Origin of the sequence: Spongorhabdus nitratireducens (assembly GCA_947387575.1) — a bacterium.
GTDB lineage: Bacteria > Pseudomonadota > Gammaproteobacteria > Pseudomonadales > Endozoicomonadaceae > CANDOC01.
In genome coordinates, this window is record CANDOC010000003.1 from 136,333 (window position 1) to 159,440 (window position 23,108).

The following is a 23,108-nucleotide window of genomic DNA, read 5'->3' on the forward strand; positions in this document are numbered from 1 at the left end:
AAAATCGTTGAATCTTCTTATTGGAGCTATGGTTATATCCTTATAACCTTTTGCTTATATTTTTAGCGACCTTCTGACCTGCACTACCCGGTTGAAAGCACAATATGCACGATACAGCCCAATCCAAAGGCCTGGTTCAACGCCTAAAAAAAATACCGACTCCACTGGGAGGGCTGGCACTGGGTATTGCCAGCCTGGGTGCGGTCTGGGGAAGCATTATGCCCGCATGCCAGTATATGCCCTGGATTTCAGCAGCGATTGCAGCCCTGTTATTGACAGCCATTGCCTCGAAGTTTGTAACCTCGCCAGAACTGCTCAAAGAGGAACTGTCCCATCCGGTTATTGGCAGTGTATTACCGACCTGCACCATGGCCACAATGGTCATTGCCCAGTCTGTTATGGAGTTTTGGCCGGAACTGGCCCGAAGCCTTTGGGTCCTGGCCGTTGCCGGGCATCTTCTACTACTGGTGGCTTTTGTAAGGTTCCGGCTCAAGGATTTCAGACTTCAGCATATGGTTCCGAGCTGGTTTATACCGCCCGTCGGCATTATTGTTGCCGCGGTGACCAGTAAGGGAATGGGATTTGAGTCTCTGGCTCAGGGACTGTTTCTGTTCGGGCTCTGCGCCTATGCTCTGGAGCTTCCAGTGATGCTCTATCGGTTGGTTTTTGCCGAGGCTATTCCCACAGCAGCGCTACCGACCTTTGCTGTTATGGCCGCACCCGCCAGCCTGTCTCTAGCAGGTTATCTGACGATCTCGAGCCAGCCGGGTTATCTGTTGATTATGATCCTGGCACCACTGGCTATATTTATGACTGCCATGGTTTATGTTGCCTTTATTCGCCTGCTGAAACTGCCCTTCTCTCCCGGCTATGCTGCTTTCACATTTCCCATGGTGATTGGCGCAACAGCTCTGATCAAACTGGCTCACTTACTGCAGGCCGATGGTTATCTGCAGGCCTACAAGGTTGTATCCGGTATAGCCATGGCGGAGCTTGCGATTGCCACCCTGATGGTAACTTATGTCGCTCTGCGCTTTGCTCGACACTATCTGCAACGGCAACCTGATGCTCTTAAAACAAACCCGATAACTTAAGTTATCGGGTTTGTTTTTTGTCACGTCGGAACAGCTAACGTCAAGTTCGACGAACCAGCGTATAAGTGCGCTCGGTTAGCCAGGTTAATCCTTCTTCCCTGAAGTGCGGCGTACGATCAAGCACTTTTTCATCTTCGTACTGCAGGGTAATTTCAAAGTGCTCACCATACAGCTGCTCAACTTCTGAATCAGGGACACTGAAAGGTGGGCCCTGCATTTCATTCATATCGTACTCAAGCGTAACCAGCAGCATGCCTGCACTTTCAGGCAGCCAGTTGCACAATGCCTCGGCATAACGGCGTCTGATGGCTGGCGGCAGAGCTACCAGAGCAGCCCGGTCATACACCGCAACCACCCCTTCCAACTGCTTTGGCGTAAGCTCGAAAAAATCGCCACAGGCAATGGTCAGATCCGCATTTTTACCGTCTTCAGTGCCAGCACTGTAATAGAGCTTCATGACTCCATCCTGGCTGACTTCCGGCTGTAACGACCATTCCTTGAAGAACGATTCGACAGCCAGTTCACTCAGCTCGACACCGAGAACTTCCAGCTGTTGAGAGCGAAGCCAGATCATATCCTCAGTTTTACCGCACAGAGGTACCAATACCCTGCTGTGTTCCGGAATACCCAGTTCAGGCCAGAATCGGGTCATACGAGGATTAACCGCAGGCTGATGAAAGCCGATTTCGCCGTTCTGCCAGCACTCCAGCCAGAAGTCCCTGCTATGTGTTGTTGCCATATGTAGCCAATCATTAAAACTTTTCGTTTGATCGGGCTGACAGTGTCCCCCTTGCACGTCAGCCCGCCGAAATTCATACCTCCAGCATCGGAAAGGTAAGTCACCGTACAAACCAAAACCGGGGATGAGTTCAGCAACCCTGCCGCATCCTTCAGATTCAGTCAACTGTATCCAGGATGAATCAGGCGTGGTCAGATTGCTTTAAACCAGACCGAGCTTGTGCGCAATATGAATCAGGTTCTGCCTGTTACCAGCGCCTAACTGCTGCTTCAGGCGCTCGATATGATACTCAACGCCCCGCTCGGTAAGGCTCAGAATATCGGCCATCTGCTTGCTGCTTTTTCCCCGGGATACCCCTTCCAGTGTTTTCATGGCATTGGGGCAGATCACATCGCTATTCAGGTAAGGGTTAAAGTGCTGACTATGACTGGATTGCAATTCGAGATGGTAAAGCATCAACAGGTGATGCAGCTGATGACCAATCGATTTCACGTAGTTGTTCAGGTCACAGGTTTCCATATCACTGGTTAATGAAAACAGGCCGCACCAGTATTCACCGGTAAACGCTCGCATCGGCCAGGTAATTCTTGATTTGACCCCAAGGGTTTTCATATAGGCACTGAGCCGGGCCAGCGGGCTATTGCCCTGCCTGCGCGTCAGTTGAACACGTGGCCAGTCAAACCGGATAGTCGGAATAAAGTTCGGATCCAGCGTGGCAAACTTTTCCAGATACACTTCGGTCAGCTCCGGATCCATCTCACAGGTATGCAGTACCGACCGGGCTCGGGCCAGATGCCTCAATGAGAACAGCCGGGCCTCGGGAGCAGAGGAAAGATCTTCTGCCAGCCGGTAAGGTGCACCCTGATAGCTGACAGAGTTGAAGCCAAGGTCACAGAAGGTTTTCGCAATATCACTGCGTATTTCGTCAAGATTACGGCTGGTATTAATGCCGGAAGACCAGACGGTTCGGGACAGGGTATTGTTGTTCGAGTTAGCCATAACAGCACTATCTGACTTCATGGTATGTCCTCACTGTTCTGCAGGTTTATATAATTTGATTCCGACCTCTTCCTTTTCCATAAACTGCCGCTGGCTCAGATTGATATCAGGGCAGTATTTCCAACAGGCGAATTATTCCACCAGCAGTCTGCTTTTTGACCGCAATTACTAACAGTGATTCGAATATCTACTCATTTGTCTCTAATAAAATTTTCATTTCCATTTTGTTTTTTATTTCATTATCCCGATTCCAGCCTGAAACCCTGATGAGCTCTTGATAAAAAACCTCACCGCACCTGATACGTTTTCGCTAGAATGCAGACCGACACCCGACTCATTACCTTTAAAGCCAAGGGGATCCGCACTTCCATGTCACAGTCTTCATTGCCTCTGAGCATTATCTGGCAGGATAACCGCACCCTCTCCCTACTGGACCAGACGCTGTTGCCACTGGAGCTTCGCTATGAGGAGCAGCAGAACATTGAACAGGTCTGGGACAGTATCAAGCAACTGAAAGTCAGGGGGGCACCCGCGATTGGAATTGCCGGTGCCTACGGACTGGTGATCGGGATGCAGGATAATGTAGAGCTGTCTACAGCAGAGTTTCTGGCAGAACTGCGCAAGCAAGCTGATTATCTGAACAGTGCCCGGCCAACGGCCGTCAATCTGTCCTGGGCACTGGAGCGCGTAGTAAATAAAGCAGGCCAGTCTGATGCAGATACCGCTGAAGCCTTGCTCAGTATTATTCGCCACGAAGCTGAACTGATCCATGAAGAAGACCGCCAACTGTGTCGGGGTATCGGCGAGCATGGATTACCATTAATCAAAGAAGGCATGGGTGTTCTGACCCACTGTAATGCCGGCGGTCTGGCAGTATCCGAGCGCGGGACTGCACTGTCACCACTCTATCTGGCACATGAGCAGAATATCAGCTTCAAGGTTTATGCTGACGAAACCCGGCCGCTGCTGCAAGGTGCACGGTTGACCGCCTGGGAGCTGTCACAGGCCGGTATTGATGTCACTCTGCAAACCGATAATATGGCCGCCTATGCCATGCAGCAGGGGCTGATTGATCTGGTGATTGTCGGTACAGACCGGGTTGCCGCCAATGGCGATGTGGCCAACAAGATTGGCACCCTCGGTGTTGCCATTCTGGCGAAGCACTACAATATTCCGTTTTATGTGGCCAGCCCCTCTTCCACGATTGATCTCTCAACCAAAACCGGAGCAGATATCGAAATCGAGCAGCGGCACGCTGAAGAGGTTTGTGAGTTCGGAGCGCGCCGAACAGCTCCGGAAAATATTTCGGTGCTGAACCCGGCTTTTGATGTCACACCAGCCGAACTTGTGACCGGAATTATTACCGAGAAAGGGATTCTGCACCCTCCATTTGCTGAAGGGTTACAGCAGGCAGCCAGTTAGAGAAAGAGCTTAGTCTTCAGGCTCTTCTATCACTCGAATAACATACTCGTGCCAGTCAGCAGGGTCTGGCACATCTTTTTCCGAGAATACCTTGTCCTGTACCGAATAACCGGACTTATACACAGTGTCCTGAGTACCACTGATCAGCGGATGCCACTCCGGCAGCTCATATCCCTGGTGCAGCAATCGATAAGCACAGGTCTCCGGCAGCCAGAACAGATCAGGCAGTTCCCTGATTGTCAGACGAATACAGTCCGGTACCGTTGCATGACGGTTGGCATAGTCACTGCAACGACAGGTGTGTGTGTCCAGCAACTTGCAGGCTATCATGGTTTCGAACATTTCATCGGTTTCGTCATTGATAACCTTGTTCAGGCAGCAGCGACCACAACCGTCACAGAGTGATTCCCACTCTTCATCTGTCATTTCATCCAGGCGCTTGCTGTACCAGTACGGCTGTGAACTATCGGTCATAAGGACTCCCGGCGAAAGGGCAAAAGAAAACGGCGCAGGCTACGTAGCCCCCACCCTGTCGTCAAGCAGGGTTCTCCGCAGCAGTTTACATCCTTATCCGTCGGTATATTCGGCTGAATAATCCCCAGCCTGAGTGTCTGCTACTTCTTCACAGGGGTAATGCTGATCCAGTGCCTCCAGAATAGCGAGTGCCGGCACTTTTTTGCGTGATTCAGGGTGTTCCCGAAGATAGTTCACTGTGAGATAGATTCCCTTTTCGACTTTCACAAAGGAAGGAATACAGTAGAGCGGTAACAGGCTTTTACCGTCAGTAAAGTCGAGTGTAGACAACACTGCTGCAGTATAGGTGTAACACTGCCGCCAGGGGCCGGTCATGCTTTTGGTGAACTTGTTATTGTTGTTTTTGATTTGACGACTGCATATCAGGTAAAAGTCACCTGCACTACGAAAACCATCCATTGCCAATGGTTGAGGCGCATAAACACCGGCAAAAACCAGTACTGCAACCATCAGTTTATACTTGAATATCCTTTTACAACTATCGACACGGGTAACAATTGGCAACGCCATTTTATCCGCCTTTATTGTGTTGCTGTCCATGAAAATCAAATCCCTGAGCCATGGATTATTTACAGTTTTTATTGCAGATATTCATACGAGCCTGACTAATCCGTTGTCTTATTTCAAGCAGATCATTTCATTATTCATCACTGTTGATGAATTTTTACGCTGTCTTCTATTGCAATTCAGAATCAAGCCACTCAATTGATACAGGTCAAGATGGGATCATCAGGAATCAGCATACTGATTACCAAACCCTGCACAGGGTATCGAGATTGCCCCCCTGATGCCCGGACAGGGACGTTGAGCATTTGATGCCTGAGAACCCTTATGAAAGAGGTCAGGGATATGAGCAGTGAGAATATTCTTCAAACAGTAACTGCAGACCAGATTATGTGTCAGAACGTGATGACTGTGCCTGAAGACTGGCCGGTTGATCAGCTTGCACGGTTTCTGACAGACAAGAGTATTTCCGGCGCACCGGTCATTAATGACAGCGGACAGTTAACGGGGGTTGTCAGCTTTTCCGATATCGTGCGTCATGCCGGCAGCGATATGGTTGATCATTCAAGACGGGATGATGACTTTTATAACTCCATGCTGAATGCATCCATGTCTCCCGAAGACCAGCGCTCCTTTCATGAAAGTGTTGATGATACCGTTATGGTACGGGACATTATGACCCCGATGATTTTTGAAGTGGCTCCAGACACACCGCTATTTCAGGTAGCCGAAGCCATGGCCAAGGGACGAATTCACCGGGTGATGGTTACCGAAAAGCGTGAGCTGAAAGGCATCATCAGCGCACTGGATATTCTCAAGGTACTGACGCTGTAACTCAGGCATCTAATACGAAAAGCCCCGACTGATAACAGCCGGGGCTTTTTTATGTCGTGCAAGCAACAAAATCAGATTGTCAGAATCTTATCCAGTGCAAATATCTCAACCGGTAACCCCGGCTGCAAAGCTGTTTTAACCATTGCAGCAGCGACCTGCTTCCCCGTAACCGGGCGGTACTTCTTTAAACCTGGCAATCGACACAATACCGGCATAATCACCCGACCAATATTTTCCCCCAGACGAAAGTCAGGTCTTTCTCCTACCAGCAGGGAAGGTTGAAAGATACTGATACGATTAAACGGCAGGTGTTTTACTTGCTGTTCAAGTTCACCCTTCATCCTGAAATAGGCCGCCTTGCTCTGAGAGTTGGCACCACTGGAGGATACCAGCAGGTAATGCTCTGTCCCTTGCTGTGCGGCCAACTGTGCAGCCTGATGCTGATAGTCAAAATCAACTTTTCGCTGATTTGCAATCGAGCCCGCCTGCTTGAGCGTGGTGCCCAGGCAGGAAAACATCATATCGCCGGCAAACAATTTCGCGTGATCGTCCAAATACTTAAAATCAATCACATGATTTTTGACTTTGGATGACTCGTGAAGTGCAGGTCGGCGGGTCAGTGTTACTACACAACGAATAGCATCCGATTGAGCCAGCAGATCAACAAGTGATCTGCCAACAACACCGGTAGCGCCGATTACAACCGCTGTTTTACCCATCAGTTATACAGCCACAGGCGCTTTTATATGAGGATGGAACTGGTAGTTCTGCAAAGTGAAGTCATCAAACCTGAAATCAAACAGATCCTTTACTTCCGGGTTCAGTTGCATCACTGGTGACGGCAACGGCTCCCGCGACAACTGTTCATTAACCTGATCCATATGATTGGAGTACAGGTGAGCATCGCCAAATGTATGAACAAACTCGCCGGGCTCAAGATCACAAACCTGAGCGATCATCACTGTCAGCAGGGCATAGGATGCAATATTGAATGGCACCCCCAGGAAAATATCTGCACTGCGCTGGTAGAGCTGGCAGGACAGCTTTCCATTCAGCACATAAAACTGGAACAAACAGTGGCAGGGCGGTAATGCCTGCTTACCTTGTGCTGCATTTTCTTTAGGCGAGACTGAAACATCCGGCAAAACCGCCGGGTTCCAGGCACTGATCACCAGGCGACGAGAGTCCGGATTCTTTTTGATTTCTGCAACCAGATCGGCAATCTGATCCACAGTCTCACCATTGGCACCTTCCCAGCTGCGCCATTGCTTGCCATAAACCGGCCCCAGATCTCCGTCATCTGTCGCCCACTCATCCCAGATCGAAACACCGTTTTCCTTGAGGTAGGCAATATTAGTCTCACCTTTCAGAAACCACAGCAGCTCATGAATAATGGAACGCAAATGACACTTCTTGGTTGTGACCAGCGGGAAACCCTGCTGCAGATCAAACCGCATCTGGTAACCAAAAATACTGTATGTTCCGGTGCCGGTGCGGTCTGATTTATAGACGCCATGCTCTTTAACATGACGCATCAGATCAAGATATTGCTTCACGATTGTTTCCCCCTCTTGTGGCTACCCTGCCCTTTTGGGCCATGAGCAGTTAACCATGCCTGATCGTCCGGGTTGATCCCGCCCTGTAATGGAAAACGTTTATAGCCGACAACCATCATTGCCAAACCCAAGAGGATCATTGGGGTCGATAGCAGCTGTCCCATGGTCAGCCAGTCAAACGCAATAAAGCCAAGCTGGGCATCCGGCTCACGTACGAATTCGACAGCAAACCGACCGGCGCCATAAATTGCCAGAAACAGTCCGGAAACAGCCATGCGCGGCTTCGGTCTTGAAGAGAAGAACCACAGCACAAGGAATAACAGAATGCCTTCAATAGCCAGCTGATACAGCTGGGAAGGATGCCGTGCCAACTGCATCGGGTCTTTCGGGAAAATCATCGCCCAGGGCACATCACTGGCACGCCCCCAGAGTTCACCACCAATAAAGTTACCCAGTCGGCCACAGCCCAGGCCTATCGGTACCAGCGGTGCAATAAAGTCGGTGACCTGAAAGAAGTTCTTGCCCAGTGAGCGACCGTACCAGTACATGGCCGCCAGCACACCCAGCAGACCACCATGGAAAGCCATGCCACCTTCCCAGACCCTGAACAACCAGAGCGGGTCCTGCAGGAAATAGTCGAAATTATAAAAGAAGACATAACCCAGCCGACCACCAATAACAGCCCCGACAGCGCCATAAAAAATCAAATCACCGACTTGATCCTGAGTCCATAAACTACCGGAGCGCTTGGCCCGGTACACACCCAGAAACCAGGCCGCTGAAAAACCAATCAGATACATAATGCCGTACCAGTGAACCTTGAGCGGTCCGAGCTGGATGGCAACAGGATCAATTGCAGGGTAAGCAATCACTGCGTCTATTCCACCAAATATAAAAAAAGAGATGCTATCAGATTAAGAGAAAATCGATGCTGACTACCAGCAGAAATACCGCAAAGGCACGTCTCAGCTTTTCCGGTGACATCTGATGCGCCAGTTTCACACCAAATCGGGCAAAAATGGTGCTGGTAATGGCAATACCCAGCAGGCCGGGCCAAAACAAAAAGCCCGTAGTCCAGGGTGGCAGATCTGCATGCCCCCAACCCACAACGATATTGGTCAATACCGCACTGAGTGCAATGGGCAGTCCACAGGCAGCTGAGGTACCAACGGCCTGTTGCATGGTATAACGACACTTATTCAGGAATGGTACTGTCAGCGTGCCACCACCAATTCCAAAAATACCGGAAGCCCAGCCAATCACTGCTCCGGCACTGACCAGTATTGGCTTCCTCGGAGCCAGCGCTGCCTCTCCTGCAGCAGGATCAACACCAAACCACATCTTCACGGCCATCAGAAACGCAAAACCACCTATCAGCTTCTGCAATGACGGCCCGCTTAAAAGGCTCGCAGTCATAGCACCCAGTGCGGCTCCCACAGCAATACCTGCAGTCAGCCAGATAAAGACCTGCCACATCACTGCACCACGCTTGTGATGACCACGAATAGAACTGATAGAGGTTAAAACAATAGTTCCCAGAGAGGTCCCAACCGCAAGATGCGTCAGCACCGATTCAGAAATACCTTGCAGGGTAAAGCTGTAAACCAGGGCAGGAACAACAACCAGACCTCCCCCTATGCCAAACAAACCTGCCATCGTGCCGGCAACAGCACCCAGTAATAAATAGGCCAGGAAAATCATAGATAAACGGGTCCTGTCTGATAAAGAAAGCTCTCTAACCAGTGGTTCTTGTTTTATAAAAAGATTGAGCCCGATAGAGAGTAAATCGAAATAGGGGTATGACTTCTGAGCTATTGATCGATGAGCTGTAGATCGATGAACTATAGATCGAAGCGATAAAACTATTTCGAGTTTTCAATGGTATCACAAGGATGGCAAGGTATTGGTGCCAAAAGCTGCGGATAACAGGCAGTATAAAATGCTCTGGACTGTTGTACTTTTTCTTGTCAGACAGGTCCTTTTACTTGTCAGACAGCATCCAGTTACCCCCGCCATTGCCGGCACCGGAACATGCAAAAAGAACCACACTGAACAGCACAGCAATTACGCCATAACACAGCACATCGGCACCTGTACCAATAGCCGCCATAAAACAGTAAAAAATTGAAATACTGATAATCAGGGCCATGATCCGATAGCGCTCTTCCGACATATGAAGTTGGCGCAACACAACAAAACTACCTGACAGGGCATAGACATAGGAGATAAGGCTGACGAAAACACAGACCAGCGCTGCCTTTTCAAACTGTTCATTCAATTGCGGTTCAACGGTAACAATAAGGAAAAGACTGACGAGCAATGCCGTCAACATATGCCCTTGGGCAGGAACATTATTTTTATTCAGACGGGCAAAGAAAGCCGGAAACAAACCATCCCGTGCTGCCGTTCTGGCAATAAGTCCCTGAGTCAGTATCCAGCTGTTCAGACTGCCAAGACAGGCTATTACAGCGATAAGCGAAACAATGGTTCCGGCGGTAGTACCCAGCAAAGCTTCAACGGCCAATGCCATTGGTGCAGAGGATGACTGCAGCACATCATTGGGCACAAGTCCCATAACCACTGTTGTGCAAGCCAGATAAATGACGGCAGTGATAACAGTACCGATCAACGTCGCCAGTGGTACATCCCGTTTGGGGTTCTTCGCAGCAGAAGCAGCATTACAGGCCGCTTCCATCCCCAAAAAAGTCCACAAAGTAAGGGAGGCAGCACTGATAATTGCCCTCAGGTCGCTGTCCTCTGTCACATTGTATGCTTGCTGGAGCAGTTCGGGATCGAACTTCCACCAGCCAAACAAAGCCAGGCAACTGACAGGAATGAGCGTCAGCCCTGTCGTCATTGACTGGAACAGGCCAATAAACCGCAGATTGGTCATATTAACCATTGTCAGCAGCCAGATAATACCAACAGCAGTAATACAGCCCGTGACAGGGTTCGACAGAGAGGGAAAAAACCAGGACAAGTAACCAACAGTAGCAACGGCTCCAGCCACATTACTGGCCCAGATACCGAACCAGTAGCCATAAACCACCTGAAACCCGGCCAGCCGGCCAATGCCGTCACAGGAAAGGGCATAGAGACTACAGCGGTCAGGACGAATCATACCCAGCCGGGCAAACAGCAAGGCCATGACCAATGCAAACAAAGCCGTAAACAGCCAGCCGATCAGGCTGATACTACCCAGCGCAGCCAGGTTGGCCGGCAGCAGGAACAGTCCCGGCCCGAGTACATTACCTATCACCACCAGTGTTAACTGTGGTAGCGACAGTTTTGCCTGAGAGACTGTCATTGATAGCCTCCTGCATCTCCCATCATCCGTGAACCCGACATATCATCTTTGCTGGCCGAATCGGGATTATTATCAGGGGGTGGCTCTATGCCTTCCTGTACCGCCAATTCCTGTTGCTGAGTCCAGCCGTACAGCACAGCACTGAACAGCATAGCCACCGCACCGTAATAGAGTACTTCCTTGCCCGCACCCAATGCAGCCCAGAAGCAGTAAATCAGCGCCATAAAAGCCAGCAGATACAAGCCTCGCCGGTACTCGGTCTCAAACGAGCTTCTACGCAAAATGACCAGAGCTGAAGCAACAGAGTAAACATAGGTCAGCAGGGTGCCGAAAACACAGAGCAGCGCCATGGTCTGAAACTGACTGTTCAGTGTTGGGGAAAGTGTCAGGAATAACATGCCACTCATCAAAATAGCCGCTATAAACAATCCGAAAACGGGTGCCTGGTGTCTGTTGACTCTGGCAAAGATACGAGGAAAGAGATGATCTCCCGCTGCCATTCGAGCCACTAACCCCTGCATCATAATCCAGCCATTCAGGCTGCCAATGCAGGCAATAAAAGCACACCCACTCACCAGACTTCCGGCCAGATCCCCAAACAGCGTTTTGGCTGCCAGAGAGAGTGGTGCAGAAGTTTCCTGCAACATCTCATTGGGGACCAGCATCATTACCATGGATGTACACAGAATATAGGCTGCAGCAGCCACCCCGGTTCCCAGCAGGGTTGCAATGGGCACATTGCGACGAGGATTCTCGGAGACAACCGAAGCATTGCAGGCAGATTCAAGTCCGATAAAAGTCCACAGCGTCAGTGAGGCCGCATCAGTAATAGCATCAAACAGGCTACCACCACTGACATTGGTTGCTTCCATCAGCCTGGAAGGGTCAGCTTTCATCCAGCCAAAACCCAGAATCAGTAATACCGGGGCCAGCATGCAGCTGGTTGTAACCACCTGAAACCAGCCGATTACTCGCAACCCGGATGAATTGAACAGAGACAACAGCCAGATCAGGCCAATAGCAGCCAGACAGCCATGGAAAGGATCATGCAATGCAGGAAAGAAATAGCTGAGATAACCCGTAGCAGCCAGTGCTGCTGCTACATTACCGGTCCAGATAGAAAACCAGTAACCATAGACGACCTGAAACCCGGCAAACCTTCCCAACCCCTGATGAGAGAAGGTATAGAGCCCGCTGTTCCCCGGATAAAGAAAACCAAGTCTGGCAAACATCAGCGCCAGAATCATGGCGCCTACAGCCGTCAGCACCCAGCCCAGAATGGCAACACTACCAATAGCTGCCAGATTGGAGGGCATAAGAAACAGTCCCGGCCCCATCATGTTGCCCGTGACAATCACGGTCAACTGTAGCAAATTCAGTTTTTTATCCGAATGCATTACTGGATTGTACTGTCGCCGGGTGCAATAAAATCTGCCTGTTTCAAGTCCCGCAAAACAGACACCAAATCTCTGGTTTAAACCAGACCGAGCCTGTCCGAAGCCCACAATATCAAAGCAGTCAGCATCAGGCGGTATTAAATCAGTGCAGGCATTACAAACCTGAATTCAAGTGGAATGCCCGTCAATATTCGACCCTGTTTATCGTAAATAGGTTCAAACTGAAATTAACTGCAGGTTTCGAACATCAAAACAGCAATAATTGTAGATGATGCCCGGCCATTTTGATGGCCTACACTGAATCAATAAGAAAATTGTTTTATCAGTTGGAAAAGATATGTCGAATCACAAGGAAGTGAATGCTGCAGCTGCGCCTCTGTCCTCCCTTTATTATCACCCGGGTTGTGATAAATATGCAGGGTTGAAACGAAGTTTCAGCTGGCTACCGGGAGTTCAATTACCACAGGCGAATATTATTAGAGATCCCGCACCGGGAGAAACAACTCACGATCTTTTCAGAAAGGGGTTTCACCCACTCAGCGAAGGACAATCCCTTCCCCGTCAATTGAACTTTTCTGACCAAGACCTGAGCAATGCCGACTTGAATAGCGTCAGGTTCAACCAGGCAATCATGAAAGGCTGCAACTTGTCCGGATCCCGGTTATCCCAGGCCAGCCTGAAGAACTGTAATCTCGAAAATGCTCTGCTAAGTAACTGCGATCTCAGCAATGCCGACCTTTCCGGAGCCAACCTTCAAAATGCCACACTAATCAACTGCAGGATACAGGGCGCCAACTTCAATAATGCAGATCTTAGCGGAGCCTCCCTTGAAGGCATATTATTCGACCAGAGCAATGATCTTTCCGGATGCCAGCTCACTCACGCCAAGCTCAGGGATGGAGGCTTTTACAGCGCCGACCTGACCCAGCTGAAGCTGTCAGACTCACAACTGCAGGAGGTGGTGATACAGGAGTGTAAGCTGTCCAGTACGCTATTTGAGCGCGCCGGGCTGCGACATGTATTGATCGACAACTGCCACGATGAAGCAGACAAAGGCGGGTTCACATCCTTTCGGGGCACCACAGTCGAACAGACCACATTCCGAAACTGCACCTTTCTGAGAGCCGATTTTTTCAGTGCTGAGCTTTCAGATTGCCTGTTTGAGAACATTCATTTTATTTACTGCTTATTTATGACTGCAAAGCTGAAGCAAAGTACATTCGGGCTGTGCAGGTTTTCTGAAATGAATAATCACAGAGACAAAGGCTGTGATTTTTTCAATACCGTTTTTGATGATTGCAGAATAGAAAGCTGTGACTTCACGGGAGCAAGAACATCAAATATTGTTCAGAAAAACATGCGCCGCAAAGCAGTCAGTGAAACCAAAAAATTCCCTTCACTGCAAAATGAAGAAATCACGCCGGTAACCGGGTCGTAACAACGACCCCGTTTATTTCTCAAGAAAAGTACAAACAGAAGAAAAACGACAATTAAATTAGAGTGATGAGAACCAACTAAACAACTAAAACACACTAATTAATAAACGTCCACAGATTTCAGCAACTTCTATAAAACAGCACAAGTCAAACGATTAATCATACTGAATTTTTCTGAAAATATACAAGGCACACTATAATAACCACGTCGTATATTAAAAAATATTATCAACAGAATTTATCAATAATAAAAAGTTATTAAATTTCACCTGTTTGCCCATCGAAAAAAGATACGACCGAGAGATACAATGAAGTCACAACCAACACGGTCGTATAAAAACAAGGCGGGTAGTGAAATGTCATTATTTAAGCATTATCAGGAACGCTACGCGTCCACTCAGCAAGAAGAGATGAGCATTCAGGAGTACCTGGAGCTCTGCAAGCAAGATTCAAACGCCTATGCCTCAGCAGCTGAACGTATGCTGCAGGCCATCGGCGAGCCCGAGCTGGTGGACACCTCTCGCGATGCACGATTAAGCCGGATTTTCTCCAACAAACTCATCAAGCGTTATCCGGCGTTTAAAGACTTTTACGGCATGGAAGAAGCGATTGAGCAAATCGTTTCTCACTTCAAGCATGCAGCCCAGGGGCTGGAAGAAAAGAAGCAGATTTTATATCTCCTGGGTCCGGTTGGCGGCGGTAAATCGTCTCTGGCAGAAAAACTGAAAGAGCTGATTGAAAAAGTACCGTTTTACGCCATTAAAGGCTCTCCAGTATTTGAATCACCACTGGGGCTGTTCAATCCGGCTGAAGACGCCCAGATACTGGAAGAGGAATACAATATTCCTTCTCGCAAGCTGGGAACCATCATGTCGCCGTGGGCCATGAAGCGGCTGCATGAATATGGCGGAGATATTTCCAAATTCAAGGTTGTAAAAATCTACCCCAGTCGTCTGGATCAGGTTGCCGTAGCCAAGACCGAACCGGGTGATGAAAACAACCAGGATATTTCCAGCCTGGTCGGCAAGGTTGATATCCGTCAGCTGGAAGAGTTCTCCCAGGATGATCCGGATGCCTACAGCTTCTCCGGCGGTCTGTGCCGGGCCAACCAGGGTATCCTTGAATTTGTGGAAATGTTCAAGGCCCCGATCAAGGTTCTGCACCCATTGCTGACTGCAACTCAGGAAGGCAACTACAACAGCACCGAAGGTATGGCGGCGATTCCGTTCAGCGGCATAATTCTGGCGCACTCCAACGAATCAGAGTGGCAGACATTCCGCAACAACAAGACCAACGAAGCCTTTATTGACCGGGTTAACATCATCAAGGTGCCATACTGCAAGCGGGTTGATGAAGAGGTCAAGATCTATGAAAAACTGCTGGAGCACAGCTCACTGAAACAAGCGCCTTGCGCTCCGGATACACTGAAGATGCTGGCCCAGTTCGTCATTCTGTCCCGTCTGAAGGAACCGGAAAACTCCAACCTGTTCTCAAAGATGCGGATCTATGACGGTGAAAACCTGAAAGACACCGACCCGAATGCCAAGTCACTGCAGGAGTACAAAGACCTGGCTGGCGTGGACGAAGGTATGGAAGGTCTGTCTACACGCTTCGCGTTCAAGGTGCTATCCAAGGTATTCAACTTTGATCCGTCAGAGGTGGCTGCCAACCCGGTGCACCTGATGTATGTACTGGAACAAACCATTGAACAGGCCCAGTTCCCGCAGGAAATCCATGAGCGCTATGTAAGCTTTATCAAGGAGTACCTGACACCCAAGTACATCGAGTTCCTGGGCAAGGAAATCCAGACCGCTTATCTGGAGTCTTACAGTGAGTACGGCCAGAACATTTTTGACCGCTATATCACTTACGCCGACTTCTGGATTCAGGATCAGGAGTTCCGTGACCCGGATACCGGCCAGATTCTGGACCGTACATCCCTGAACGATGAACTGGAGAAAATCGAGAAGCCAGCTGGCATTGCCAATCCAAAGGACTTCCGTAACGAAGTCGTCAACTTTGTACTGCGAGCCCGGGCCAACTATGAAGGCAAGAACCCGAGCTGGCTCAGCTATGAAAAGATGCGTGCAGTGATCGAGAAGAAAATGTTCTCCAACACCGAAGATCTGCTGCCGGTCATCTCTTTCAATGCCAAGGGCAGTCAGGACGAGCAGCGCAAGCATCAGGACTTTGTGTCCCGCATGGTGCAGCATGGTTATACCGAAAAGCAGGTTCGCCTGTTATCTGAATGGTATATCCGTGTTCGCAAGTCCCAGTAATCATCAGCTCAGGCGTGCCCTTTACCGGGTACGCCCTGATACATCCGATAAAAACACTGCCATCAGCCGGCCCGTAGAGATGAATCCGGCCGGCTGAGTCTTAAACGTCTTCAACGTACACAGAGTTTGCAGGCGGACCGGGGCAGTCATTCACAGAGTCATTCACAGAACAAGGGAGTGCGTCCTATGAGTATCGTGATTGATCGACGCCTCAACGCCAAAAAGAAGAGTACGGTGAACCGCCAGCGTTTTTTGCGGCGCTACAAGAACCACGTCAAAAAGGCTGTTGAGCAAGTTGTAAACCAGCGCTCGATCACGGATGTCGATCGGGGCGGTGAAATTTCAATCCCTACCAAAGATCTGTCCGAACCCTTCTTTCACCATGGTGAAGGTGGTGCGACAGAGCGTGTCTATCCCGGCAACAAAGATTTCAACAGTGGCGATCGTTTCGCCCGCCCGCGGGGTGGTGGCGGAGGCGGTGGTGCCGGCGAAGGCCAGGCCAGTGATGGCGGCGAAGGTATGGATGACTTTGTGTTCCAGATCGATCGAGAAGAGTTGCTGGAATACCTGTTTGAAGATCTGGAACTGCCCAACCTGGTTGAGAAAGAGCTGAAAGAATCCAGTGATTACAAGCTCAAGCGTGCCGGCTTCACAAATGCCGGCTCGCCGGACAAAATCAATATTATTCGCTCCCTGCGCGGGGCTCATGCCCGCCGGATCGCACTGTCAGGCAAAGAGCGGAAAGAGATTCGTGAACTCAAGCGGGAAATCAGGGAGATGGAAGTCAGCCCTGAAACAACCGATAAGGAACGGGTTGAAGCACTCCGTGCCCGAATCAGGGAGCTCAATGCCAAGATAAAACGACTGCCGTTTATTGATGAGTTTGATCTCAAATTCAACAACATGGTGAAGGTACCCAACCCTTCCAGCAAAGCAGTGATGTTCTGTGTAATGGACGTCTCTGGCTCCATGACACGTGATATCAAGGATATGGCCAAGCGTTTCTTCATGCTGCTTTATATGTTCCTTGAGCGCAGCTATGAAACCGTTGAACTGGTCTTTATTCGTCACCATGCCGAGGCTCGCGAGTGCAACGAGCATGACTTTTTCTACGCCCGTGAAACCGGAGGCACCGTCGTATCCAGCGCCCTGAAGCTGAGCAATGAGATCATTGATGAGCGCTACAGCCCGAAAGACTGGAACATCTATGTAGCCCAGGCTTCTGACGGCGATAACTGGGAAGCAGACTGTGCCAAGTGCGACGACCTGATTCGTAACAAGATTCTGAGCAAGGTCCAGTTCTTCTCCTATGTAGAGATTACCGACCGTCACCATCAAGCACTTTGGCACGATTACAAAGCCATTGAAGACGAACACCCTGATCGCTTTGCCATACAGCATATTCAGGAGCCGGGAGACATTTATCCGGTATTCCGCAAACTGTTTGAAAAGAGGGAAGCGTAATGACCAAACGCAAACAACCGCTTTCCACCGGCTCAGAGTGGAGCTTTGAGCTGATTCAGAGCTATGACCGGGAAATTGCCCGCATTGCTGAAAAGTTCAGGCTGGATACCTATCCCAACCAGATTGAAATCATCAGCTCTGAACAGATGCTGGATGCCTATGCGTCTGTCGGCATGCCGTTGATGTACAACCACTGGAGCTATGGCAAACAGTTCCTCAGCAACCAGCAGAATTATCAGCGTGGTCGCATGGGACTGGCTTACGAGATTGTTATCAACTCCAATCCCTGTATTGCCTACCTGATGGAAGAGAACTCCATGCCGATGCAGGCCCTGGTTATTGCCCATGCCTGCTATGGACATAATTCCTTCTTCAAGGGCAACTATCTGTTCAAGGCTTGGACAGACGCTGATTCCATTATCGATTACCTGCTGTTCGCCAAAAACTATGTGGCCCAGTGTGAAGAGAAATACGGTATCGATGCGGTCGAGGATATTCTGGATGCCTGCCATGCTCTGCAGCACCAAGGGGTCAATCGCTATCAGCGACCAAGACCCATTTCGGCTGAAGAAGAGAAGCTGCGGCAGAAGGAACGGCAGGAATATATACAGCGCAATCTGAATGACCTGTGGCGCACCATTCCGCAAATGTCCGATGAAGATCAGGCGCAGGATGACCGCCGTTTCCCGGCTGACCCGGAAGAAAATATCCTGTACTTCATTGAGAAGAATGCACCCTTACTGGAAACCTGGCAGCGGGAGCTGATCCGCATTGTGCGCAAGGTTTCCCAGTACTTCTATCCCCAGCGCCAGACCCAGGTGATGAACGAGGGCTGGGCTACCTTCTGGCACTACACCATCCTGCATGAAATGTACGATGAGGGACTGGTCACCGAAGGCTTCATTATGGAGTTCCTGCATTCCCACTCCAACGTGGTAATGCAGCCGGGATTTGATTCACCCTACTTCAGTGGCATCAACCCTTATACTCTCGGGTTTAACATGTTCTGCGATATTCGCCGGATCTGTGAAAACCCGACCGATGAAGACCGGGCCTGGTTCCCTGATCTGGCCGGCAGTGACTGGCTGGAAGCAGTGCATTACGCAATGGAGAACTTCAAGGACGAGAGCTTTATTCTGCAGTACCTGTCACCCAAGGTAATGCGGGATATGCATTTGTTCTGTCTGAAAGATGACGAAGAAAACCCTTATATTGAAGTTGGCCCGATTCATAACGAATCCGGCTATCGCGAACTTCGTCAGGCGCTGGCCGCACAATATAACCTGGGTAATCGTGAGCCGAACATTCAGGTTTACAACGTGGCAACCCGGGGTGACCGGTCAATGACCCTGCGTCACTTTATGCATCAGGGGCAACCTCTGGATGCCGGTTCCACCACCGAGATCCTGAAGCATTGCCGCAGACTGTGGGGGTTCGATGTCCATCTCGAGTCTGTCGATGGGGATCAGGTGAAAGCCGTATTCCCCGAAGCAGAACCCAAGAAAAAGGCACCTAGAAGGAAAAACAAGGCGGCCTGATTTTCATCGCGCAATATGCCGGCGGCTTGTCCGGCATATTGCTTCAAGCCCTTACTCTTTCTCAATAACAGTTTGAGGCGCGGGAATCTTTTTATTGAAGTATGGGTTTTCAAGACCGGAATTGATGTTGGGTGAACAGTCACGACATACCACAACCTTCTTGTCACGGAAAACCGATAGATCCAGCACATGAGGTCTCAACTCACGCCATCCACGATGCCATATCGGTAAACGGCGCTCACAAAACAGATCTCTGAACAGTACTCCCTGACCACCCTTTTCAATTGTCGTAAATCCTTTGCCCTCCAGGCCGGTGATACGCACATAGTAAATAATGTCATCATCCTGAGGCTTCTTATCTCTCATAGCCTGAATCTGGTCGCGTACGGACACTTCAATCATGCCACCCGCAGGAATCGTGACCGTTTTTTCTGCCAGACAAAGCTCTTTCCGCTCTGCCGGCTGATAGGTCATACGGCTCTCACGCGTACTACATAAGAGATAATGCAGTTCAATTGCATCGTCAGCATCCTTACTACTGTTCAAAATAACCAGCTGCCCCCAGCGGTCTTCAGGCAGCTGAAACTTGCTTGGATCAAGAGCCAGAACCGGATCAATAAACAGTAGTGAAACCAGAAGAGACAGAACCCGCCATCGCAGTTGAGTGCCGGACTGGCCGCGAAGGAGACGGGATACCACAGGGTGATTCATGCGCATGACTGGCAGCCTGATTCTTTATCCATGGGAACCAGAACAGCATAGCTCAGAAATAGCCGGGAAATAGCTCAGAAGTAACCCGAACATCAGAGCCAGGATAATCAGCCCTGGCTCAACAGGAAGATACTACGAATACAGTTACAGGCCACTGATTGGTTACAATAGCGCAGGCATACCACGATCACAGAGACAGACATGTCAGATTTCTTTCGATGGCAGGACGGAGCCCTGATTCTTCGCTGTCATCTGCAACCCCGAGCCAGTAAGGACGAGTTTTCCGGACTTCACGGGGACAGCATCAAAATCCGGATCAAGGCACCACCGGTCGATGGCAAGGCCAATGCTTACCTTACCGGTTTTCTGAGCAAGCAATTCGGTGTTCCCAAGCGGGATATATCGATTATCAGCGGCGAGCTGAACCGCCAGAAAACTGTCAGAATTGAAGATCCACAAAAGCTGCCAGCCGAATTGAACATTACCGCTGTATAATTTTTTTCAGACAGTGTAACTTTTTACTGGATGACAGATTACGGAATATCTGGTTTCACCCCGAACATGGATTGTTCTTCATGAAACTGCCCCGACAATCTATTGCTTTCAAGCTGGCAAAATTTTCAGGTCGCCTACTCAAGCGTTTGCTGCAGGCATTCTGCGTCGTGCTTGTTATTGGCAGTATCAGCCTTGCATTTATTCTGATAGAGCGAGGCGAGCCCCCTTTCAGAGGCAAGCCAATACTGTCAAAGCAGGCTTCCAGTAAAGAAGTCCAGCAGATTATCAAGCGCCTCAAGGTATTGACACACCAGGAACACAGCTGGCTGCAACTGTCCCGCCGTGATATCAGGATTATGCTTCATCATGGGCTCGCACGCGTTCAGCAGCTACCTCTGCCAGTAGAAATCAACGGCAGTACTGATTTTAGGGATGAATCTGCCGAGATTGCAGCCAGCATCTCACTGAATAAATGGTCTGGATGGTTTACCCGGCTGGGTATTGAGTTTGGACACCGGGATGACAAGCCTGTCATTAACTGGTTACAGCTTGGACGCGTGACCCTGTCCGGAGAGTATGCTGCAACAGCCTGGCGTTATCTTGTCTATCCATGGTTGCCGGAACAACATCAACAGTCATGGAATGATGCCATCGCTTCAGTTGAGCATGTGGATATTAATGAAAGCGCTATTCTGGTCGGGATTCGGCTACAGGAAGATTTCAGGGAGCGTCTGAAAACGACGTCACTGAATGATCTGGTGGCTCCGGGTACGGTTGAAGATCGCCAGCTTTATCAACAGGTACTGGAGGCTGCAATATCCACCAGCAAGGGAGAAAACGTATCCCTCACTCCAGTGCTGCGGGTTCTGGCAGGTCTGGCACATACCCGAACTAAAGCGGGAAACTCAGCCATTGCAGAAAACAGGCTGTTGATTCACACCCTGGCCAAGGCTGTAGCTCCACCAGAAGTCAGCCCGATGCTCGGAAGAGGATCCGCGGTCAAGGGTGCTTCGAGACTGAGCATTCATAACCGACATGATCTGGCCCAGCACCTTCTGATCAGTGCAGCGCTGGCATTGCAGCTGGGAGATGACACTGCACTGCAGATCGGCTTCAACAAGGAAATGGAAGATGCCCGTCCCGGCGGTTCCGGCTTTAACTTCACCGATCTGGCAGCCGACGTTGCTGGCATAGCATTTGCTAGAATCGCTGTGACTCCCGAGAGTGCCGAGCACTTTCAACAGTTCATGATGAAACACAGGCAGGAAGATGACTTTCTGCCAATACCATCCGGCTTGCCGCAATCGATGAGCCTGACTCAGTTTCGCGACTTGTATGAGGGACCAGGTGATCCCGATTACGAAGAAAAGTTTGAACTGATTGAAACCACCATCGGGAATGCGCCGTTGTATTTGTCCGTCAACTGACACCTGTACATTTGAAGGGTAAAGGTCAGGCACTGTGACAAAGATTGGATTGGCCACTGTATAACTCAGATGGCCATGTTTGAATTCAGGGATTAATCAGAGCAGTAATGATCGAAAGGATTACGGATATTTTTCAGGTGCCGCCTGTGACACTCGTACTGACCAATCAGACAATTATTCTCACCATCGCATCTGCCCTGGTGACCGGGATCTTGTATTGGCTCTATTTGAGCCGACTAAAAAAGCATCCACCCGCCATCAATATCAGGCCGACCCCGCTGGATGAGGATCACCGCGCCTTTTTCGGATTGCTGGAAATTGCAGTGCGGGATCATCTGACGATTATGCCGTGTATGCCTGTGGCTCATATTCTGAAGCCCAAAGGCTGGCGTCAGAAATGGCTGCTTAAGAAAATCCAGCACCGTTCACTGGATTACGTTCTCTGTGATCGCCGGACACTGGAAGTAAAAACCATTGTACAGCTGGAAAGCAAAGCCCCTTCAAGGGCTGAGGTTAAAACCAGCCAGTTGATGCACCGAATGTTCGACAAGGCAGAGTTACCACTGCTGGAGTATCGCTTCAAACCCTGTTTTGATGTGCCAACGCTAAAGCATGAAGTACTGAGTGCGGCCAATCTGCACGATACCCTGTTGCATGACAGCTCACCTGCCGTTCAGTCTGCACTGGAAGAGCAACTCTCGGATTTACCTGAAAGAGAACTGCCGGAACAGGAACATCCGGCCTGCCCCAAGTGTGGCAGCGATATGCAGCAACGCCGGATCAACAAGGGTGAACATGCTGGCGAGCTATGCTGGGTCTGCAGTACCTATCCGGAATGTCGTGGTGCAAGGTTAAGTCAGGACGTAGCCTGATATGAATCTCAGGCCGGCGATAGCAGGGATCACGGTTGGTTTACTGACACTGATACCTGCTATGGCTCAACAGCCTGAGTCATCAGAAAACGTCTCTTTACCTGCCTGTGATTTTGAAACGATGGAGGCATTCTATCTCAGCCGGCTCGGGTTATCGGATATAAAAATCGAATATCGTTTTGAAGACCTGTCACACCCCTATCACCTCGGTCAGGCTCGTCAGCTTGCGCCACATAAATACCTGATCATTCTGGCTCCACACCTTGAACCCAGCGAGTTGAGAATCACTCTCGCCCATGAACTGGTACACGTACGACAGTTTGAGCGTGGTGAGATAAAACAGGAAGAGTTCCGGAAAGATTACCTCAGCCGGGATCATGAAGACGAAGCATTCCGGCTCAGCCTGCCAATGGCACGTGACTTCTATCTCGGGCACAACTGTAAGAAATAACCACAGCTCGCCCGTTATTTTCCACAATCATTTTGTTTACATATATCTA

The 23,108-nt window shown here is 49.8% G+C and carries 22 protein-coding genes; 11 read left to right on the forward strand and 11 right to left on the reverse strand.

The window, feature by feature from the left end; genetic code table 11:
* Nucleotides 1-104: 104 nt before the first annotated feature.
* The gene (locus tag ACYZZ0_RS07170; protein WP_461535916.1) at nucleotides 105-1,094 is read left to right on the forward strand and encodes a TDT family transporter; all 990 of its coding nucleotides are present in this window, start codon (nucleotides 105-107) and stop codon (nucleotides 1,092-1,094) included.
* 40 nt (nucleotides 1,095-1,134) lie between these two features.
* Here the strand turns inward: ACYZZ0_RS07170 and ACYZZ0_RS07175 are convergent, their stop codons facing one another.
* A complete protein-coding gene (locus tag ACYZZ0_RS07175; protein ID WP_461535917.1) occupies nucleotides 1,135-1,833 on the reverse strand; it encodes a thiopurine S-methyltransferase in 699 nt (232 codons plus the stop codon).
* A 201-nt stretch (nucleotides 1,834-2,034) separates the two neighbouring features.
* Complete coding sequence (locus tag ACYZZ0_RS07180; RefSeq protein ID WP_461535918.1) at nucleotides 2,035-2,853, reverse strand: helix-turn-helix transcriptional regulator; 819 nt, start codon at nucleotides 2,851-2,853, stop codon at nucleotides 2,035-2,037.
* Between the two features lie 348 nt (nucleotides 2,854-3,201).
* On the opposite strand from ACYZZ0_RS07180, the gene mtnA reads away from it, so the two are divergent.
* Nucleotides 3,202-4,254 carry an S-methyl-5-thioribose-1-phosphate isomerase gene (mtnA, locus tag ACYZZ0_RS07185; protein ID WP_461535919.1) on the forward strand — a complete coding sequence of 351 codons (1,053 nt, stop codon included), beginning with the start codon at nucleotides 3,202-3,204 and terminating at the stop codon, nucleotides 4,252-4,254.
* A 9-nt stretch (nucleotides 4,255-4,263) separates the two neighbouring features.
* Here the strand turns inward: mtnA and ACYZZ0_RS07190 are convergent, their stop codons facing one another.
* Both ACYZZ0_RS07190 and ACYZZ0_RS07195 read right to left on the reverse strand, forming a co-directional pair.
* On the reverse strand, nucleotides 4,264-4,728 hold the full coding sequence (locus tag ACYZZ0_RS07190) for a YcgN family cysteine cluster protein (RefSeq protein ID WP_461535920.1): 465 nt from the start codon (nucleotides 4,726-4,728) through the stop codon (nucleotides 4,264-4,266).
* A 93-nt stretch (nucleotides 4,729-4,821) separates the two neighbouring features.
* A complete protein-coding gene (locus tag ACYZZ0_RS07195; RefSeq protein WP_461535921.1) occupies nucleotides 4,822-5,328 on the reverse strand; it encodes a Rap1a/Tai family immunity protein in 507 nt (168 codons plus the stop codon).
* A gap of 309 nt (nucleotides 5,329-5,637) precedes the next feature.
* Here ACYZZ0_RS07195 and ACYZZ0_RS07200 point away from each other — a divergent pair, with 309 nt between their 5' ends.
* Nucleotides 5,638-6,126: a CBS domain-containing protein gene (locus ACYZZ0_RS07200; protein ID WP_461535922.1), complete on the forward strand. Its 489-nt coding sequence runs from the start codon at nucleotides 5,638-5,640 to the stop codon at nucleotides 6,124-6,126.
* 71 nt (nucleotides 6,127-6,197) lie between these two features.
* Here ACYZZ0_RS07200 and ACYZZ0_RS07205 read toward each other — a convergent pair whose 3' ends face one another.
* The 6 genes from ACYZZ0_RS07205 to ACYZZ0_RS07230 form a co-directional block, all read right to left on the reverse strand.
* Nucleotides 6,198-6,845 (reverse strand): NAD(P)H-binding protein, encoded by a 648-nt coding sequence (locus ACYZZ0_RS07205; RefSeq protein WP_461535923.1) that lies wholly within the window; start codon nucleotides 6,843-6,845, stop codon nucleotides 6,198-6,200.
* Between the two features lie 3 nt (nucleotides 6,846-6,848).
* Nucleotides 6,849-7,682: a thymidylate synthase gene (locus ACYZZ0_RS07210; RefSeq protein ID WP_461535924.1), complete on the reverse strand. Its 834-nt coding sequence runs from the start codon at nucleotides 7,680-7,682 to the stop codon at nucleotides 6,849-6,851.
* Nucleotides 7,679-8,554: a prolipoprotein diacylglyceryl transferase gene (lgt, locus tag ACYZZ0_RS07215; protein WP_461535925.1), complete on the reverse strand. Its 876-nt coding sequence runs from the start codon at nucleotides 8,552-8,554 to the stop codon at nucleotides 7,679-7,681. The genes ACYZZ0_RS07210 and lgt overlap by 4 nt, the downstream gene beginning before the upstream one ends.
* A gap of 37 nt (nucleotides 8,555-8,591) precedes the next feature.
* Entirely contained in the window at nucleotides 8,592-9,383 is a 792-nt protein-coding gene (locus ACYZZ0_RS07220; RefSeq protein ID WP_461535926.1) for a sulfite exporter TauE/SafE family protein, read from the reverse strand.
* Nucleotides 9,384-9,663: 280 nt separating this feature from the next.
* Nucleotides 9,664-10,989, reverse strand: coding sequence for an amino acid permease (locus ACYZZ0_RS07225; RefSeq protein WP_461535927.1), 1,326 nt, complete (start codon nucleotides 10,987-10,989; stop codon nucleotides 9,664-9,666).
* Nucleotides 10,986-12,386 (reverse strand): amino acid permease, encoded by a 1,401-nt coding sequence (locus tag ACYZZ0_RS07230; RefSeq protein WP_461535928.1) that lies wholly within the window; start codon nucleotides 12,384-12,386, stop codon nucleotides 10,986-10,988. The genes ACYZZ0_RS07225 and ACYZZ0_RS07230 overlap by 4 nt, the downstream gene beginning before the upstream one ends.
* Nucleotides 12,387-12,723: 337 nt before the next feature.
* Between ACYZZ0_RS07230 and ACYZZ0_RS07235 the strand changes: the two genes are divergently transcribed.
* From ACYZZ0_RS07235 to ACYZZ0_RS07250, 4 genes are all read left to right on the forward strand, one after another.
* A complete protein-coding gene (locus ACYZZ0_RS07235) occupies nucleotides 12,724-13,824 on the forward strand; it encodes a pentapeptide repeat-containing protein (RefSeq protein WP_461535929.1) in 1,101 nt (366 codons plus the stop codon).
* Nucleotides 13,825-14,178: 354 nt separating this feature from the next.
* Entirely contained in the window at nucleotides 14,179-16,101 is a 1,923-nt protein-coding gene (locus tag ACYZZ0_RS07240) for a PrkA family serine protein kinase (RefSeq protein ID WP_461535930.1), read from the forward strand.
* Between the two features lie 186 nt (nucleotides 16,102-16,287).
* Nucleotides 16,288-17,565: a YeaH/YhbH family protein gene (locus ACYZZ0_RS07245; protein ID WP_461535931.1), complete on the forward strand. Its 1,278-nt coding sequence runs from the start codon at nucleotides 16,288-16,290 to the stop codon at nucleotides 17,563-17,565.
* Nucleotides 17,565-19,103: a SpoVR family protein gene (locus tag ACYZZ0_RS07250; protein ID WP_461535932.1), complete on the forward strand. Its 1,539-nt coding sequence runs from the start codon at nucleotides 17,565-17,567 to the stop codon at nucleotides 19,101-19,103. The genes ACYZZ0_RS07245 and ACYZZ0_RS07250 overlap by 1 nt, the downstream gene beginning before the upstream one ends.
* Before the next feature lie 51 nt (nucleotides 19,104-19,154).
* On the opposite strand, the gene ACYZZ0_RS07255 is transcribed toward ACYZZ0_RS07250, so the two are convergent.
* Nucleotides 19,155-19,820: a hypothetical protein gene (locus tag ACYZZ0_RS07255; protein ID WP_461535933.1), complete on the reverse strand. Its 666-nt coding sequence runs from the start codon at nucleotides 19,818-19,820 to the stop codon at nucleotides 19,155-19,157.
* A 195-nt stretch (nucleotides 19,821-20,015) separates the two neighbouring features.
* Here ACYZZ0_RS07255 and ACYZZ0_RS07260 point away from each other — a divergent pair, with 195 nt between their 5' ends.
* The 4 genes from ACYZZ0_RS07260 to ACYZZ0_RS07275 all read left to right on the forward strand — a co-directional run bounded on the left by ACYZZ0_RS07260 (nucleotide 20,016) and on the right by ACYZZ0_RS07275 (nucleotide 23,059).
* A complete protein-coding gene (locus ACYZZ0_RS07260; RefSeq protein WP_461535934.1) occupies nucleotides 20,016-20,309 on the forward strand; it encodes a DUF167 family protein in 294 nt (97 codons plus the stop codon).
* A gap of 80 nt (nucleotides 20,310-20,389) precedes the next feature.
* A complete protein-coding gene (locus ACYZZ0_RS07265) occupies nucleotides 20,390-21,736 on the forward strand; it encodes a hypothetical protein (RefSeq protein ID WP_461535935.1) in 1,347 nt (448 codons plus the stop codon).
* Nucleotides 21,737-21,882: 146 nt separating this feature from the next.
* Entirely contained in the window at nucleotides 21,883-22,608 is a 726-nt protein-coding gene (locus ACYZZ0_RS07270; protein ID WP_461535936.1) for a DUF2726 domain-containing protein, read from the forward strand.
* A 1-nt stretch (nucleotide 22,609) separates the two neighbouring features.
* Nucleotides 22,610-23,059, forward strand: coding sequence for an ImmA/IrrE family metallo-endopeptidase (locus ACYZZ0_RS07275; RefSeq protein WP_461535937.1), 450 nt, complete (start codon nucleotides 22,610-22,612; stop codon nucleotides 23,057-23,059).
* The last annotated feature ends 49 nt before the right edge of the window (nucleotides 23,060-23,108 follow it).

Bases quoted from the DNA above. Each gene is read 5' to 3' on its own strand.
- ACYZZ0_RS07220 (WP_461535926.1), bottom strand. From the start codon at position 9,383: ATGATTTTCCTGGCCTATTTATTACTGGGTGCTGTTGCCGGCACGATG.
- ACYZZ0_RS07255 (WP_461535933.1), bottom strand. From the start codon at position 19,820: ATGCGCATGAATCACCCTGTGGTATCCCGTCTCCTTCGCGGCCAGTCC.
- ACYZZ0_RS07205 (WP_461535923.1), bottom strand. From the start codon at position 6,845: ATGGGTAAAACAGCGGTTGTAATCGGCGCTACCGGTGTTGTTGGCAGA.
- ACYZZ0_RS07240 (WP_461535930.1), top strand. From the start codon at position 14,179: ATGTCATTATTTAAGCATTATCAGGAACGCTACGCGTCCACTCAGCAA.
- ACYZZ0_RS07170 (WP_461535916.1), top strand. From the start codon at position 105: ATGCACGATACAGCCCAATCCAAAGGCCTGGTTCAACGCCTAAAAAAA.
- ACYZZ0_RS07260 (WP_461535934.1), top strand. From the start codon at position 20,016: ATGTCAGATTTCTTTCGATGGCAGGACGGAGCCCTGATTCTTCGCTGT.
- ACYZZ0_RS07230 (WP_461535928.1), bottom strand. From the start codon at position 12,386: ATGCATTCGGATAAAAAACTGAATTTGCTACAGTTGACCGTGATTGTC.
- mtnA (WP_461535919.1), top strand. From the start codon at position 3,202: ATGTCACAGTCTTCATTGCCTCTGAGCATTATCTGGCAGGATAACCGC.
- ACYZZ0_RS07245 (WP_461535931.1), top strand. From the start codon at position 16,288: ATGAGTATCGTGATTGATCGACGCCTCAACGCCAAAAAGAAGAGTACG.
- ACYZZ0_RS07180 (WP_461535918.1), bottom strand. From the start codon at position 2,853: ATGAAGTCAGATAGTGCTGTTATGGCTAACTCGAACAACAATACCCTG.
- ACYZZ0_RS07250 (WP_461535932.1), top strand. From the start codon at position 17,565: ATGACCAAACGCAAACAACCGCTTTCCACCGGCTCAGAGTGGAGCTTT.
- ACYZZ0_RS07195 (WP_461535921.1), bottom strand. From the start codon at position 5,328: ATGGACAGCAACACAATAAAGGCGGATAAAATGGCGTTGCCAATTGTT.
- ACYZZ0_RS07200 (WP_461535922.1), top strand. From the start codon at position 5,638: ATGAGCAGTGAGAATATTCTTCAAACAGTAACTGCAGACCAGATTATG.
- ACYZZ0_RS07190 (WP_461535920.1), bottom strand. From the start codon at position 4,728: ATGACCGATAGTTCACAGCCGTACTGGTACAGCAAGCGCCTGGATGAA.
- ACYZZ0_RS07175 (WP_461535917.1), bottom strand. From the start codon at position 1,833: ATGGCAACAACACATAGCAGGGACTTCTGGCTGGAGTGCTGGCAGAAC.
- ACYZZ0_RS07265 (WP_461535935.1), top strand. From the start codon at position 20,390: ATGAAACTGCCCCGACAATCTATTGCTTTCAAGCTGGCAAAATTTTCA.
- ACYZZ0_RS07235 (WP_461535929.1), top strand. From the start codon at position 12,724: ATGTCGAATCACAAGGAAGTGAATGCTGCAGCTGCGCCTCTGTCCTCC.
- ACYZZ0_RS07225 (WP_461535927.1), bottom strand. From the start codon at position 10,989: ATGACAGTCTCTCAGGCAAAACTGTCGCTACCACAGTTAACACTGGTG.
- ACYZZ0_RS07275 (WP_461535937.1), top strand. From the start codon at position 22,610: ATGAATCTCAGGCCGGCGATAGCAGGGATCACGGTTGGTTTACTGACA.